Origin of the sequence: Janthinobacterium sp. P210005, from assembly GCF_036231865.1 — a bacterium.
Classification (GTDB): Bacteria; Pseudomonadota; Gammaproteobacteria; order Burkholderiales; family Burkholderiaceae_D; genus Janthinobacterium; species Janthinobacterium kumbetense.
The window spans coordinates 221934-237069 of record NZ_JAZARC010000003.1; the positions used below are offsets into that span (position 1 = coordinate 221934).

The 15136-nt window shown below is 62.2% G+C and carries 14 protein-coding genes; 7 read left to right on the plus strand and 7 right to left on the minus strand.

What is annotated here, in order from left to right:
* Positions 1-85 precede the first annotated feature (85 nt).
* Together VPH40_RS14665 and VPH40_RS14670 are read left to right on the plus strand one after the other, a co-directional pair.
* A complete protein-coding gene (locus VPH40_RS14665; protein WP_034746346.1) occupies positions 86-1210 on the plus strand; it encodes a M14 family metallopeptidase in 1125 nt (374 codons plus the stop codon).
* A 258-nt stretch (positions 1211-1468) separates the two neighbouring features.
* Complete coding sequence (locus tag VPH40_RS14670) at positions 1469-2599, plus strand: cytochrome-c peroxidase (RefSeq protein ID WP_328573789.1); 1131 nt, start codon at positions 1469-1471, stop codon at positions 2597-2599.
* Between the two features lie 46 nt (positions 2600-2645).
* Here VPH40_RS14670 and pmbA read toward each other — a convergent pair whose 3' ends face one another.
* Positions 2646-3998, minus strand: a complete 1353-nt coding sequence (gene pmbA, locus VPH40_RS14675) for a metalloprotease PmbA (RefSeq protein ID WP_328573790.1) — start codon at positions 3996-3998, stop codon at positions 2646-2648.
* 92 nt (positions 3999-4090) lie between these two features.
* On the opposite strand from pmbA, the gene yjgA reads away from it, so the two are divergent.
* The 3 genes from yjgA (at position 4091) to VPH40_RS14690 (ending at position 6078) form a co-directional block, all read left to right on the plus strand.
* Positions 4091-4690, plus strand: a complete 600-nt coding sequence (gene yjgA, locus VPH40_RS14680) for a ribosome biogenesis factor YjgA (RefSeq protein WP_099666434.1) — start codon at positions 4091-4093, stop codon at positions 4688-4690.
* Between the two features lie 90 nt (positions 4691-4780).
* On the plus strand, positions 4781-5413 hold the full coding sequence (gene mog, locus VPH40_RS14685; protein ID WP_099666433.1) for a molybdopterin adenylyltransferase: 633 nt from the start codon (positions 4781-4783) through the stop codon (positions 5411-5413).
* Positions 5410-6078, plus strand: a complete 669-nt coding sequence (locus VPH40_RS14690; protein WP_328573791.1) for an alpha/beta hydrolase — start codon at positions 5410-5412, stop codon at positions 6076-6078. Before mog ends, VPH40_RS14690 begins: the two co-directional genes overlap by 4 nt.
* A gap of 56 nt (positions 6079-6134) precedes the next feature.
* Here VPH40_RS14690 and VPH40_RS14695 read toward each other — a convergent pair whose 3' ends face one another.
* The 5 genes from VPH40_RS14695 to VPH40_RS14715 all read right to left on the minus strand — a co-directional run bounded on the left by VPH40_RS14695 (position 6135) and on the right by VPH40_RS14715 (position 11856).
* On the minus strand, positions 6135-7694 hold the full coding sequence (locus tag VPH40_RS14695) for a S1C family serine protease (protein ID WP_328573792.1): 1560 nt from the start codon (positions 7692-7694) through the stop codon (positions 6135-6137).
* A gap of 95 nt (positions 7695-7789) precedes the next feature.
* Positions 7790-8356, minus strand: coding sequence for a carboxymuconolactone decarboxylase family protein (locus VPH40_RS14700; RefSeq protein ID WP_328573793.1), 567 nt, complete (start codon positions 8354-8356; stop codon positions 7790-7792).
* On the minus strand, positions 8356-9204 hold the full coding sequence (locus VPH40_RS14705) for a fumarylacetoacetate hydrolase family protein (RefSeq protein WP_099666429.1): 849 nt from the start codon (positions 9202-9204) through the stop codon (positions 8356-8358). The genes VPH40_RS14700 and VPH40_RS14705 overlap by 1 nt, the downstream gene beginning before the upstream one ends.
* Entirely contained in the window at positions 9149-10489 is a 1341-nt protein-coding gene (locus tag VPH40_RS14710; RefSeq protein ID WP_328573794.1) for an MFS transporter, read from the minus strand. Before VPH40_RS14710 ends, VPH40_RS14705 begins: the two co-directional genes overlap by 56 nt.
* 2 nt (positions 10490-10491) lie before the next feature.
* Complete coding sequence (locus tag VPH40_RS14715; protein ID WP_328573795.1) at positions 10492-11856, minus strand: KamA family radical SAM protein; 1365 nt, start codon at positions 11854-11856, stop codon at positions 10492-10494.
* Positions 11857-12138: 282 nt separating this feature from the next.
* Between VPH40_RS14715 and VPH40_RS14720 the strand changes: the two genes are divergently transcribed.
* Together VPH40_RS14720 and VPH40_RS14725 are read left to right on the plus strand one after the other, a co-directional pair.
* Positions 12139-12597, plus strand: a complete 459-nt coding sequence (locus VPH40_RS14720; protein ID WP_099666427.1) for a cache domain-containing protein — start codon at positions 12139-12141, stop codon at positions 12595-12597.
* Between the two features lie 68 nt (positions 12598-12665).
* Complete coding sequence (locus tag VPH40_RS14725; RefSeq protein ID WP_305058794.1) at positions 12666-14372, plus strand: methyl-accepting chemotaxis protein; 1707 nt, start codon at positions 12666-12668, stop codon at positions 14370-14372.
* Here the strand turns inward: VPH40_RS14725 and VPH40_RS14730 are convergent.
* On the minus strand, positions 14369-14947 hold the full coding sequence (locus tag VPH40_RS14730) for a DNA-3-methyladenine glycosylase (protein WP_328573796.1): 579 nt from the start codon (positions 14945-14947) through the stop codon (positions 14369-14371). The genes VPH40_RS14725 and VPH40_RS14730 overlap by 4 nt on opposite strands.
* Between the last annotated feature and the right edge of the window lie 189 nt (positions 14948-15136).

Here is a 15136-nt window from a genome sequence, read left to right on the forward strand (position 1 = left end):
CGCCAGCACAAAGTCCACCGCAAAACAGGTATCATCGCGCCATTGCACACGATGCAAAACCCATACGTTTTTATCAGGAACACTCATGACCATTAAAATCAGCCAGCAATTCGACGCCGGCGCGATCGAGGTGCTGCGCGCCGACGATGCCCAATCCATCGAGCTGAACATCCGCAAGGATTCCCACGCCGACATCACGCAGTGGTTTTACTTCCGCCTGCAAGGCGCGCAAGGCGAGGCGTGCACGATCCGCTTCATGAACGCAGGCAAGTCGGCCTACCCGGACGGCTGGAAAGATTACCAGGCCGTGGCCAGTTACGACCGCGAAACCTGGTTCCGCGTGCCCACCAGCTTTGACGGCACGGTGATGACCATCGAACACACGCCGGAAGAGGAAAGCGTGTACTACGCCTACTTCGAGCCGTACCCATGGGACCGCCACCTGGCCCTGATCGACAGCGCGCAAGCGTCGCCGCTCGTGCGCTTGATCGACCTGGGCAGCACCGTGGAAGGCCGCGACATGAATCTGCTGGTGGTCGGCGACGCCGATGCCGAAAAGAAAGTCTGGGTCATCGCGCGCCAGCATCCCGGTGAAACGATGGCGGAATGGTTTGTCGAAGGCATGCTCGAAGCCTTGCTGGACCAGGCCAATCCATTTGCCCGCCAATGCCTGCAAGACGCCGTCTTCTACGTGGTGCCGAACATGAACCCGGACGGTTCCGTGCATGGCAACCTGCGCACCAACGCGGCCGGCGCCAACCTGAACCGCGAATGGATGACGCCGACGATGGAGCGCAGCCCGGAAGTATTCCTGGTGAAACAGAAAATGCATGAAATCGGCTGCGACCTGTTCCTCGACGTGCATGGCGACGAAGGCTTGCCTTACGTCTTCGTGGCCGGCAGCGATGCGCTGGAAAATTTCACGCCAGCACAGAAGGCCGAGCAAGACCGCTTCATCGCCGACTTCAAGGTGGCCAGCCCCGACTTCCAGGATGAGCACGGCTACGAAGACGGCCCGTTCACGCCGGAAGTGCTGACCATGGGTTCGCCCCACATCACCCACGCCTTCGGCTGCCTGTCGCTGACCCTGGAATTGCCGTTCAAGGACAATGCCAACGATCCCGACCCGCAAACGGGCTGGAGCGGTGCCCGCAGCGCCGCCCTGGGCGCGGCCGTGCTGCAGCCTATCCTGTCCACCTTGCGCGCCTGAGCCGCGCATGAAACTGGCCCGCCACGCATGACGTGACGGGCTTGGCCGGCGGTTACTCTGCCGCCGGCTGTTTTCCGCTCGCCGTCTTGCGCAGCGCAGCATCGCTAATCGTTGCCACGCCAGCCATTGCTGCCTATACTGGGCGCAGCATTGCCTGTCTCTCCCTTGCCGACAACCATCCCGCATATGACCATCAAAGACCAGCCACGCGCTGAGGCGCGATTTTCACCGACCCGATTTGCACACGTGTGCATATTCTTGTTTCTTGGCTTGCACGGCATGCCAGGCACGGCGGCCGAACTCAGCCCTGCCGCGCAGCTGGGGCGGCGCATCTTCCACGATGCCAGCCTGTCCGCCTCGGGCAGGCAGTCGTGCGCCAGCTGCCATGACCCGGCCCACGCCTATGCGCCCGGCAACAAGCTGGCCGTGCAACTGGGCGGCGCCGATGGCCAGGCGCACGGCTACCGCGCCACGCCATCGCTGCGCTACCTGGAACACAATCCGCCCTTCCGCTTTGATGAAGAAGGGGCGCCCAACGGCGGCATCAACCGCGACGGCCGCGCCGCCAGCCTGGCAGAACAGGCGGAACGGCCGTTCCTGGCAGCGCACGAAATGGCCAATGCCAGCACGGATGCGGTGGTGGAACGGTTGCGTAACGGCAACTATGCGGACGCATTCCGGCGCGTCTTTGGCGACGCCATCTTTGCGCAACCACAACAGGCATTCAGCCGCATCACGTATGCCTTGCAGCAATTCCAGCAGGAAGAGCCGGATTTTCACCGCTACGATTCCAAATATGACCTGTACCTGGCCAACAAGGTTCCCCTGGAGCTGGCCGAATTGCGGGGCCTGGCCCTGTTCAACGATGAACGCAAGGGCAATTGCGCCGCTTGCCACCCCAGCGTGCGGGGCGAACATGGCGCGCCGCCCCTGTTCACGGACTTCAGTTTCGACAATCTGGGCGTGCCGCGCAATATGCGCATTCCCGCCACGGCCGACCCGGCCTATTTCGACCTGGGCTTGTGCGGTCCCGACCGTACGGACCTGGCGGCGAAAGGCGAGCTATGCGGCGCCTTCAAGGTGCCCAGCCTGCGCAATGTAGCCACACGCCAAGTGTTTTTTCATAACGGTGTGTTCGACAACCTGACGGAGGCCCTGCGTTTTTATGTGCGGCGCGATACGCATCCGCAAGAATGGTATCCGCGCGACAAACGGGGAAAAGTGCAGAAATTCAATGACATACCCGCCAGATACCGCGCCAACGTGAACGTCAAGGAAGCGCCGTTCGACCGCAAGCGCGGCATGGCGCCGGCGCTGACGGCGGGCGAGATCGAGGATATGGTGAAGTTCCTGGCCACCCTGACGGATGGCTATCAAGTCCAGCAGTAAAGCGTGGCGCGCCCGCCCGGCGTTGTCGCGCTTGCCATGCAGGCGCTCAGCCGCCCGCCACCACCATGCTCTCGATGAGGATGGAACCCGTCTGTTTGGTGCCGCGGCGCAGTTCGTCGGCGCCCACGGCAACGATGTTGCGCAGCATGTCCTTCATGTTGCCGGCGATGGTGATTTCTTCCACCGGATACTGGATCACGCCATTTTCCACCCAGAAACCGGATGCGCCGCGCGAATAGTCGCCCGTCACGTAATTGGTTCCTTGTCCCATCAGCTCCGTCACCAGCAAGCCCGTGCCCAGCTTTTTCAGCATGGCACTAAAATCGTCGCTGGCGGCCGTCAGGTTCGAGGTCAGATACAGATTGTGCGAACCGCCCGCGTTGCCCGTCGTCTGCATGCCCAGCTTGCGGGCCGTGTAGGTCGACAGGAAATAGCCTTGCACCACGCCATCCTTGACGACGTCGCGGCTGACGGTTTTCACGCCCTCTTCGTCGAACGGCGCCGAACCGACGCCGCCGATCACGTGCGGGTCTTCCAAGATCTGCACGTGCGACGGCAGCACTTGCGTGCCCAGGGAGTCGTTCAGGAAAGTGGACTTGCGGTACAGGGCGCCGCCCGAGGTCGCTTGCACATAGGTACCCAGCAAACCGGCCGCCAGCGGCGCCTCGAACAGCACGGGACAAGTGCGCGTGCCCAGCTTGCGCGCGTTCAGGCGCGACAGGGCGCGCTCGGCGGCATAGCGCCCGATGGCTTCCGGGCTCGACATTTTAGAGGCGTCGCGCACGGACGAATACCAGTCGTCGCGCTGCATCTTCGCGCCCTTGCCGGCGATGGGCGCCACGGACAGGGTGTGGCGCGAAAACGGGTAGCCGCCGATGAAGCCGCGCGAATTGGCGGAAACAAAGTGCGATTGCTGCACGTGCACGCTGGCGCCCTCGCTGTTCGTGATGCGCGGGTCGACGGCAAACGCGGCCGCTTCGGCCCGCTGGGCCAGCGCAACGGCTTCCTCGGTGGAAATGAGCCAGGGATAGAACAATTGCAAGTCGCGGGGCGACATTTCCAGCATGTCCGTGTCGGCCAGGCCCGCGCAATCGTCCTCGGCCGTGAAGCGGGCGATGTTGTAGGCCGCGTCCACCGTGGCGCGCAGGGCGGACGGCGAGAAATCGGAGGTGCTGGCATTGCCGCGCTTCTTGCCGACAAACACGGTCACGCCCATGCCCTTGTCCTTGTTTTGCTCGATCGTCTCGATCTTGCCTTTTCGTACAGAAACGGACAAGCCGCCGCCTTCGCTGACTTCGACGGCTGCGTCGGTGCCGCCCGCTTCCCGCGCAAAAGACAACACATCACGGGCTAGTTGCTGCAATTGCTCTTGACTATGGGTAAATACGGAGTCGTTCATGCGCTGTTTTCTTCGGAAAGCCGCTAAAAAGGTTATCATAGCAGTCGTTTACAGTTTACAGGTGCGGCCTACGCGGCCAATCCCGCCTTATCATGCCAAATCCAAACCGGGGAGCTTGCGGCTTCCAATCCACCGAATTCGAACAGGAATATGAACGTCCTTCGAAGTCGGAACTCAAGCGCCAGATGACCGTCCTGCAAAAGCTGGGCGAAGAACTCGTCAATGAGGCCCGCGACCGCGTCAAGCGCGTCCCGATGCCGGAAGACGTGCGCGACGCCATTCTCGAATGCCAGCAAATCAAGGATCACGAAGGCCGCCGCCGCCAGCTGCAATACGTGGGCAAGAAGATGCGCACCCTGGATGAAGACGAAGTTGCCGCCATCCAACGCACCATCGATAGCTGGAAAGGCTTGTCGAAAGCCGACACGGCCAATATGCACGCGATGGAACGCCGCCGCGACAAACTCTTGACGGACGACAAGGCCCTGACCGTCTTGCTGTCGGAAAATCCGGAACTGGACGTGCAGCACCTGCGCACCCTGATCCGCAATGCCCGCAAGGAGCAAGCCGAGAACAAGCCGCCGAAGGCCTACCGTGAAATCTTCCAGATCTTGAAAGAGATCGCCAAGAAGCAAAATGGCGGCAAGAAAGATGCTGACGAAGATGACGCAGAAGCGGAAGACGACGAGTAATTGACCGTCCCAAACGCAAGGATGGACAAAAAACCGGGATAATCCCGGTTTTATTGTTTTTAAGACACTCCAAACTTTTATAGGTGACCGATGTCCACCACTCTCGAAGACGAATTGATTATCGGCCTCGTGTCGATCTCGGACCGCGCCAGCGGCGGCGTGTATGAAGACCTGGGCATCCCCGCCCTGGAAAGCTGGCTGTCCGCCGCCATCCGCACGCCGTTCCGCCTGGAAAAACGCCTGATCCCGGACGAGCGCTCGCAAATTGAAAACACCCTGATCGACATGGTCGACCTGAGCCACTGCCATCTGATCCTGACGACGGGCGGCACGGGTCCGGCGCGGCGCGACGTGACGCCGGACGCCACCTTGTCCGTCGGGACCAAGGAAATGCCAGGTTTCGGCGAACAGATGCGCCAGATCAGCCTGCAATTCGTGCCGACGGCCATTTTGTCGCGCCAGGTAGCCGTGATCCGCGAGACGCCCGAGCGCGCCGCCCTGATCATGAACTTGCCGGGCCAGCCGAAAGCCATCAAGGAAACCCTGGAAGGCTTGAAGGATGTTGATGGAAATCAATTGGTGAACGGCATCTTTGCCGCCGTGCCCTATTGCATCGACCTCATCGGAGGCCCCTACATGGAAACCGACCCGGCCATCTGCAAGGCCTTCCGTCCCAAATCGGCGCTGCGTCCGGCGCAACCACTACCAGAGGAAAATACATGAGCACTTTGCTGGAAACCATCGAACTCGACAGCGCACCGAACCCCACCGTCTCCATCATCTGGATGCATGGCCTGGGCGCCGACGGCAACGACTTCGTTCCCCTGGTGAAAGAACTCGATTTGCGCGGCTGCCCCGCCATCCGCTTCATCTTCCCCAGCGCCGGCACCATGCCCGTCACCATCAACAACGGCTATGTGATGCGCGCCTGGTACGACATCCTCGTGAGCGACCTCGTGCGCCGCGAAGACGAGGGCGGCTTGCGCGCCTCGCAGCTGCAGATCGAAGCGCTGATCGCGCGCGAAAAGGCGCGTAGTATTCCTGCCAGCCGCATCATCCTGGCCGGCTTCTCGCAAGGCTGCGCCATGACCTTGCAAACGGGCTTGCGCCATGCGGAACCGCTGGCCGGCCTGATGTGCCTGTCCGGCTATCTGCCACTGGCCGACAAGACGGCTCTGGAACGCACGCCGGCCAGCCTGCAGACGCCGATCTTCATGGCGCACGGCACGGCCGACCCCGTGGTGCAGATCAACCGCGCGCAACAGTCGCGCGACTTGCTCACCGGCATGGGTTACAAGGTGGAATGGCACGAGTACATGATGCAGCACTCGCTGTGCCAGGAAGAAATCGACGCCATCGGCGCATGGCTGAAGAAAGTATTGGCTTAAAGTAAAACAGGCGCGGTCTGCGCCGCGCCTGTTGTCTTGCGGAACGCCGGGAACGATCAGTTTACCGGCGTTTTTTCATTCCAGATTTTCAACATATCGGGCGACGCTTCCGAGCGGATGCCGTTATCCGTCAGCACCGATTCCGTCGCTGCCAGCATGTCCTTGCGGGGCACGACGACCATTTCCGCATCGCGCTGCTGGAAGCGGAACGTCAGCAATTCATCCGTCTGGTCGCGCAGCAAGGCCACCAGGTGCGCCAGGCTGCGCACGCGCACGCCATTGACGGAATCGACGACCGAGAAGAAACGGGTACTGTAGCCATTCATCAGCTTGTGCGGGAAGAACGGCGCGGCGATCACCACCAGTTCCTCGCGTTCGCTGTCGGGCGCATCGCCGCGCCGCGTGGCCAGCGGATTGCCGGCAAACGCCATGCCGCCCAATATCGTTGGGTTGCCATTCGGCGCCGCCATGAATTCCGTGCTGGCGCGCGAAAACACCATCGGACCGAAGATGAAATAGGATGGGTAATTGCCCTGCAGGCCGCTGATGAGCATCGGGTGCGCCGCCGAGACGGGCACCTTGATTTTCAGGGGCGCGCCCTGGCGCACCACCGTCAACGGCAACTGGCCGTCTTTCGCCAGCTGCTGTACCCGGTACTGGAAGCGCACGCGGCTGTTGGCATTCAGCTTGACCATGCCCTGGTTGTCGATGGGAAAATCGCCGATATGCGTGATGACATCCCACTCCTTGAGCGGATAGGCGGCATCCTTGCTGGCCGGCGTCATCACGACGGCGCCTTCGACACCCTTGGCCAGCTTCAGATACGTGCGCAGCGCGGGATTTTCCAGCGTTTGCGTCACGTCGCGCATGGCCGGCTTGCCCTTGGGCGCGCCACTGTCCTGGTCGCGCAGGAACAGTTCGATTTCCTCGTTGGGGATGATGTAGCCGATGTTTTGCGCATTGAGCATGCCGGCAAAGGCCAGGCCGATCATCTTGTCGCCGGCAATCACGGGGCCGCCGCTATTGCCCGGATTGATGGCCGCATCGATCTGGATGCGCAGGCCGGACACAGGGAAGTTGTAGCGCACGAATTCGATGCGCGAAACGATGCCCTTGGTGATCGACAGCGAGGTGCCGCCCGTCGGATAGCCATACGCCAGCACGGCATCGCGCACGTCCGGCAAGACATTGGCGCGCGGCACCGCTTTATGGCTGGCAAAAAAACTGTCATCGTCGATTTTCAGCAAGGCCAGGTCCATGCCGCGCGAGATGGCCAGCACGGTCGCCGGTATCTTGTCGCCGGCGCCATTCGCCTGGATCTGCACCTGGCTGGCATAGCCGACCACGTGCGCATTGGTGAGGATGCGGCGGCCTTCGATGACGACGCCGGAACCCGTCACCTCTTGCGGCGCAGCCTTGCTCCACGGTTTATAGGGATCCGGCCCGCGCAGGGTGGAAAACACCTTGACGACGGAGTTTTCCAGGGCGGAAGCGCCGGGGCTGGCGGTGGCAGCGGTCTCGGCGGCAAGCGCGCGCACCGTCATCAAGGGGCAAAAAGAAAGGGCCAGCGCCAGGAAGGCGCGGCCCATCAGGGTGAAGCACGGACGAGTTTTCATTGAGCTTGTTGGCAATGGCAGGGAAGTAAAATTATATATTGAATAATTTCAACTTCATTACACTTTGTCCATCTTTGCCCGAAAAACACCTGTCATCAGGCGGGCATGGGCGGCACACCCAAGGCCGGCACCGCCGTCTGCGCGCCATTCATCACCATGGCCAGGAAGGTGTAGTAGCCATTGATACCCATCAAGTCGACCACGCCGTGCTCGCCGAACAGCGCCAGCGCCCGCGCATACGTGGCATCGCTGACACGCTTGTTCTGCTGCAACTCGATGCAAAAGTCATGCACGGCTTGCTCGTCTTCTTTCAGGGCCAGCGGTGCGCGCCGCGCCGCAATGGCGTCCACGGCCGCTTGCGCGATGCCGTTCTGCACGGCCAGCGGCGCGTGGATGGCCCACTCGACTTGCTGGTCCCACTGGCGCGCCGTCACCAGGATCGCCAGTTCCGACAGCCGCGTGCCGATGGCGCTGCGGTAGCGCAAATATTCCCCCATGCGCTGCGCCGTTTCCATCAGCTCGGGGCTGCGGATCAGCGGCACGAAGGGGCCGTACAGCGCCCCGCGCGGACCGTCGATGATGGCTTGCGCGGCCGCGCGCTGCTGGACATCGAGCTGGTCCAGCAGCAACGGTGGCAAACGGTCGATATCGCTACCGGCCATCAGGCTGTCCAGGCAACCACGTCCTGCTGCTGTTCACCGAGGCCGGCGATACCCAGGCGCATGCTGTCGCCTTTTTTGAGGAAACGCTGCGGCTTGCGGCCCTGGCCCACGCCCGGCGGCGTGCCCGTGGCGATGACGTCGCCCGGTTCCAGGGTCATGAATTGCGACAGGTAGCTGACGATCTGCGCGACCGTGAAGATCATGGTTTGCGTATTGCCGGTCTGCATACGCTTGCCGTTGACTTCCAGGTACAGGTCCAGATCCTGCTCGTCGATGACTTCATCGCGCGTCACCAGCCATGGGCCGACAGGGCCGAAGGTGTCGCAGCCCTTGCCCTTGTCCCACTGGCCGCCCCGTTCCAGCTGGAACGAGCGCTCGGAAATGTCGTTGACGACACAATAGCCGGCCACGTATTTCAGGGCGTCCTCTTCGCTCACGTATTGCGCGCGCGTGCCGATGATCACGCCCAGCTCCACTTCCCAGTCCGTCTTTTTCGAGCCTTTTGGCAGCACGACATTGTCGTCCGGGCCATTCAGGCAAGTAATGGCCTTCATGAAGACGATGGGTTCGGCCGGGATCGGCATGCCGGCCTCGGCCGCGTGATCCGCGTAATTGAGGCCGATGCCGATGAACTTGCCGACTTTCGCCAGCGGCACGCCGAAGCGTGGATTGCCGCGCACCAAAGGCAAGGTCTTTTCGTCGAGCTTGGCCAGCTTGCGCAGGGCCTTGTCGGACAGTTGCGCGCCATCAATATCGGCAATCACGCCGGACAGGTCGCGCAGTTTGCCTTCTTCATCGATCAGGCCCGGTTTTTCCTTGCCTGGACGTCCATAACGAACGAGTTTCATAGTCTTCCTTGGAGTTGATCATTGCCGCTGTGCAGGCTGCCATTTTACCGGATGGCCCGGCACGCCTGCAGCGGTGAATGAAAAACATCGCAAGTCCCGGCAATTGCAAGGCCGCCAGCACGCCAAACGCCGCCTGGTACGCCTGCGGCGGATACTGCTGCTGGCTGTTCAGGGGCCAGCAGCCGAGGATCAGGCCAAAGCCCGCCTGCACCAGGAAGGCGCCCGTGAAAATGAGCAAATTCAAACAGGTGGCCGCCCTGCCCGTCAAGCTGGCCGGCATGCTTTGCGCAACGATCGCATACTCGAGGCCCGTTACCGTGCCCAGCAGGGTAAACAGCACGGATAGCAAAGGCAGGCTGGGCACCACATTGCACGCCATCGCCACTTGCACAGCGACAAACAGGACGATACCGGCGGCCGCCACTTGCATGGGTGCAATACCGCGCCGCCCCGCCCACTCCGTCAGCATGCCCATGCCGATGGCGCCGAAGATGACGGCCGCCATGCCCAGGTACAACAAATACGCGACATTGTCGTCGGACAAGCCGCCCACATCGGCCAGCCAGCGCCCCACCCACAAGCCCTGCACGCCAAAGAATACCGTGTGCGGCAGCAGGATCAGCGCGATGGTGCGGCGAAAGGCCCTGTCGCGATACACGCTCCAGACGCTGACCTTGTTCCTCGCAGCGGCGGGCGCAGGCAGGGCCGGCGACAGCAGGCGGATCAGCAAGCCGATGGCCAGCGCCGCCAGCGCCAGGCCCAGGAACACGCCGCGCCAATCCGTGTAATGCAGGGCCAGCTTGACGGGCATGGTGGCCGTGGCCGCCCCCAGGCCGCCCACGGCGATCAGGTAGCCATGCACGGAAGGCAGGCGAGCTGGCGCGATGGCGCACGAGATCGCTTTCACGGCGGCCATGAAACAGCCGCCCAGGCCCGCCCCCATCAAGGCGCGCGCCCACATCAGCCCGGCAAAGCTGTGGCCCCGGCTGAACAGCCACACGCCCAGGGCCGCCAGCGCCAGCAGCCACAGTTGCACCGTGCGGGGGCCGTAGCGGTCGAGCGCCATGCCGACCGGCAATTGCACCAGCGCAAAAGCGAGAAAAAAGGCGCTGGTCAGCAGACCCAGCTGGGTCGGCGTCAGGGCAATGGCGCCCAGCAATTCGGCCGTCAGCACGGCATTCACGCCGCGCAGCAGACAGGACAGGTAATGCCCGAGCGCGAACGGCAGGAACACCAGGCAAAACACGGCCGCGCCGGAACGGGCAGGCGCGCCGTGGCCGTGCATGCTCAGGCGGCCTGTGCCAGGCGGATGATTTTATGCGGCACCTGCGGCACCGGGTCATCCGTTTCAAAGAAAAACTTGTCCTGGCCAAAGGCCGGCTTCAAATCGTCCATCCACGTCGCTTCCGCATCGAACTTGGCATAAAACGGCCGGCGCACCCAGTCCGGGTTGCGCGCTTGCAAAAATTGCAGGGCAAACAGTTTTTCGCCATGGATGGTGACGATGCCATCGATGACGATCTTGCCGGGAAACGCACTCATGGAAGGCCCGCGCACCGTGCGCGACAGGCCGGACACCATCTGGTAGGCGGCCTGGAAAATCTCGTGCGCCTTCGCCAGGGGCAACTCGAAATAGGCGCGCGGGCCCGTGTCCCGTTCGACAAACATGTAGTACGGAATTGCCCCCAGGCGCGTGCCCGTCTGCCACAACTCGGCCCAGCTAGCGGGGTCTTCGTTGATGTGGCGGATCAGCGGCCCCTGCATGCGCAAGGTGGCGCCCGTGGAAATGATGCGCTTCACCGCTTGCTGGGCGATGTCCTGGCGTAACTCGACTGCATGGCTGTAATGGCCCATCACGGCCAGGTTCTTGCCCGCCTTGACGATGCGCTCGAACAAGCGCATCAAGTCGTCCGCATCGCGGTCCGAGACAAAGCGCTGCGGCCAATACGCCACCGCCTTGGTGCCGATGCGGATGTTCTGGATATGTTCCAGGCCCGGCGCCAGCAGCGGCTCCAGGTAGGCAGCCAGTTGCCGCGTATTCATGATCATCGGGTCGCCGCCCGTGATCAGCACGTCCGTCACTTCCGGATGCAGTTTCAGGTAAGTGACCAGCTCATGCGACTCGTGCGCATCGAACTTCATGTCGTCCATGCCGACGAACTGGGGCCAGCGGAAACAGAAGGTGCAATATGCGTGGCACGTCTGTCCTGCGCTGGGGAAAAACAGCACCGTTTGCGCATATTTATGCTGCAAGCCGCGCACGGGCGCATCGTTGACCCGGGGCACGTTGTGCGTCATCTGGCCGGCCGGATGGGGATTCATGCCCAGGCGCAAGCCATGCACATAGGCATCGATAGCGGCCTTGTCCCTCTGCACCAGCACCAGCTCGCGCAGGTGCGCGTACTGCTCGGGCGCCAGCATGTCGCGGTGGGGAAAGACGAGGCGATAGATGGGGTCGTCAGGGATGTTGTTCCAGTCGATCAACTGGTCGAGCACATAGGCATTGGTGCGAAACGGCAAGACGTGCGACACCACTTGCACGGCTTCGCGCTGCTCTTCCGGCAGCCATTCCCACTGCCGCGCCTGTTGTATGGTGTGCCGCGTATACGGCTTGAACTTGGGTGAAAACGGCTCGGTAATGGGTGCGGACACGATCGGCTCCTTGCCAGTAAACAGCGATAACTTCATTGAAACCAGCCCTATCCCGGCCAATTCCAGCCTCTTCCTCTGCCATGCCTTGCCAGCTTGGCATGCTGTGAAAGTCATCATAGTTCTTGCCGCTCGGAACCAAATTGTTACATATCAACAAGCCGTCGATACGTTGCAAGCTACCGACAAGCAACACCTTAGTTTGTGCCATCGCAATTTGCGGGAAGCGCCGGCGACGTAAATTACGACTTGGCAACATATCCCTCGATATCACAAGGAGCTTTCATGAAACGCTTATTCACGGGTAGCCTGCTGTGCCTGGCATTTGCCGGTGGCAACGTCAGCGCCGCGGTCGAACCAACGGAAAAAGACGCCATCGCCATGGCCGAACGGGGCGCCGCCTTCATGAAGGCGCATGGCAAGGAAGAAATGATGAAGAAAATCACGGCGAAAGACCCGGACTTCGTGCAGGGCTCGCTGTATGTGGACATGCGCGACATCAAGACGGGCATCGTGCTGGCCCACCCCATCAATCCTTCCATCGTCGGCAAGGATTTGACGGATGTGCCCGATGCGAATGGCAAGAAATATCGCCGTGAAATCATTGAGTTGGCGCAAAAACAGGGCAAGGGCTGGGTCGATTACCAATACAAGAATCCCACCACCGGCAAGATCGAACCGAAGACCACCTACATCCTGCGCGTCAACGATGTGGTGCTGGAAGCGGGGATCTACAAAAAATAGGGCAAGGGCGGCGCGCACGCACACCGCGCGCCGCCTGCGGTTTGAACGGCCATCGCCAGGAGTCGAGCATGCTCAATCAATTACGCATAGGGCCAAAATTATTGCTGGCGCCCACCCTGGTCTTGCTGTTGCTGATACTCAGCTCGACCGGCGCCTGGTATGGCATGGTGCGGCAAAATGCCTCGCTGGAAAACATGGTGCGGGTGCGCATCACGCACCTGAAGGCAGCCGCCGACGTACTAGGGGACGCCAAGCATGTGCACGGCAATATGTACCAGTTGCTGTCGTGGACGAATGGCAGCTTCGCCAAGGCCCGTCTCGATACACTGGAGCAACAGATCAAGGCGCGCCACGCGGCCATCGGCACCCAGCTGGCCTCGCTGCGCGCCACGGCCACGGGCGCCGAACTCACCCTGGTCGATGCGGCCATCACGGCACTGGCCGGCTATCGCAAGGCCGTGCTGGAAACCATGGAAATGGCGCAGATGGACCAGTCGATCGCCACCAATTCCATGCTCAAGGCGGAAACGCAGTTCGGCCAGTTCAATACGCAGCTGGCGCAACTGTCCGCGCTGGAAACAACGCTCAGCAGCCAGGCCCATGCGACGGCCAGCGCCGAGTTTCGCACCCTGTGCTGGAGCTTGCTGCTGACCGTCCTGCTCTCCATCCTCGTCTCCATCGTGGTGACCATGCTGGTGCGGCGCGCCATGCTGGTGGAAATCCGCGGCATTGCCGACGCCGTGCAAGACTTGGCGGCGGGCAAGCTGATGGCCGGCGCGCCCAAGCAGGGCAATGATGAAATCGCCGCCACCTCGCGCGTGCTGGACCAGACCATCGCCCACTTGAACCAGACCTTGCGCACCATCATGGGCGCCGTGCAATCGATCGACACGGCCTCGCATGAAATTGCCACCGGCAACCTGGATTTGTCGGCGCGCACGGAAATGCAAGCCAGTTCGCTGGAAGAAACATCGAGCGCCATGGAAGCGCTGACGCAAGCCGTCAATGACAACGCCGACAACGCCCAGCTGGCCTGCGAGCTGGCGGGGCAGGCATCCACCCTGGCCGTGCAAGGGGGCGTGTCGATGCAGCAAGCCGTGACGACGATGGCGACGATACGCGCCAATTCGCGCCAGATCGTGGATATTATCGGCGTGATCGACGGCATTTCCTTCCAGACCAATATCCTCGCGCTGAATGCGGCGGTGGAAGCGGCGCGCGCGGGAGAACAGGGCCGCGGCTTTGCCGTGGTGGCGTCGGAAGTGCGCACCCTGGCGCAGCGCTCGGCGCAAGCCGCCAAGGAAATCAAGACCCTGATCGCCACGTCCGTCACCACCATCGACGGCGGCAGCGTGGCCGTGCAGCAAGCGGGCGACAGCATGGGCGCCATCGTGGCCTCGGTGCAGCAAGTCAATGAGATCATCCAGCGCGTGAAACAGGCCAGCGCGGAGCAGGCGTCGGGCATCACGGAAGTGAACCAGGCCGTCACGCAAATGGATGACGTCACCCAGCAAAATGCGGCCCTGGTGGAGCAAGCCGCAGCGGCGGCGGCCAGTTTGCAGGACCAAGCCGTCAAATTGTCGGCGGCCGTGGCCGTATTTACCCTGGATGAGCGCCCCGCCTCACCGGCTGGCCACACCGAAGACGAAGCATTCCAGCATCCGGCCAGCCCCGCCAACGGAGAAGGCAAGGACCGGCGCGCATTGCACAGCCCGCTGCGCGGCATGCCCGGCCGGCATGGCGCCAACGATGCATCGCGGCGCCGGCGCAGCTAGACGGCGGGCGCGCGCAGCGGTTTACTCAGATAGGGCGAGCCGGCCAGCACGAAGCGCCACGGCGTGTCCATCGCCCTGGAAATGCCGATGCGCGGCCCCGTTTGCACCGTGACATCGCCCTCGCGGGCCAGCAACAGGAACGGCGGCGCGTCCAGTGCCAGCCGGTTGTGCAGGTGGCTCACGCCCAGCGCCTGGCACACCTTGCCCGGTCCCGAGCACAGCAGCCGCTCCCCCTCGACGCCGCGCCGTTCGCGCATCGCATCGAGCCCCTCCACGGGTTCGATCGCGCGGATCAGCACGCCCGCGCCATGCCCCGCTTCGCGGCACACAAAGTTCAGGCACCAGTGGATGCCGTACGAGCGGTAGACATAGGCGTGCCCGGGCGGACCGAACATGGCCGCATTGCGCGGCGTCATGCCCCCATACGTGTGCGAGGCAGGGTCCAGCCGGTCATACGCTTCCGTTTCCACGATGCGCCCGCCCACGCCGTCGACCAGCACGGTCACGCCGATCAGCTGGCGCGCCACGCTGCTGGAATCGTCCGCGAAATCGATACCCGCAAGAATTTTTTTCATCAGGCAATTGTACTGCCGCGCATCCCGCCGCACGCTTTGCCCCGCCTTGAAAACAAATAAAACTTGGTTTTTTCATCATGGATACCGGGATGGGCAAGGTCGTAAAATGACGAAAATCACGGCTGGACCGGGCCAAAACGGGAATTTTTGCGACAATATATTGCAGATATGAACTATTGCTATGCATAA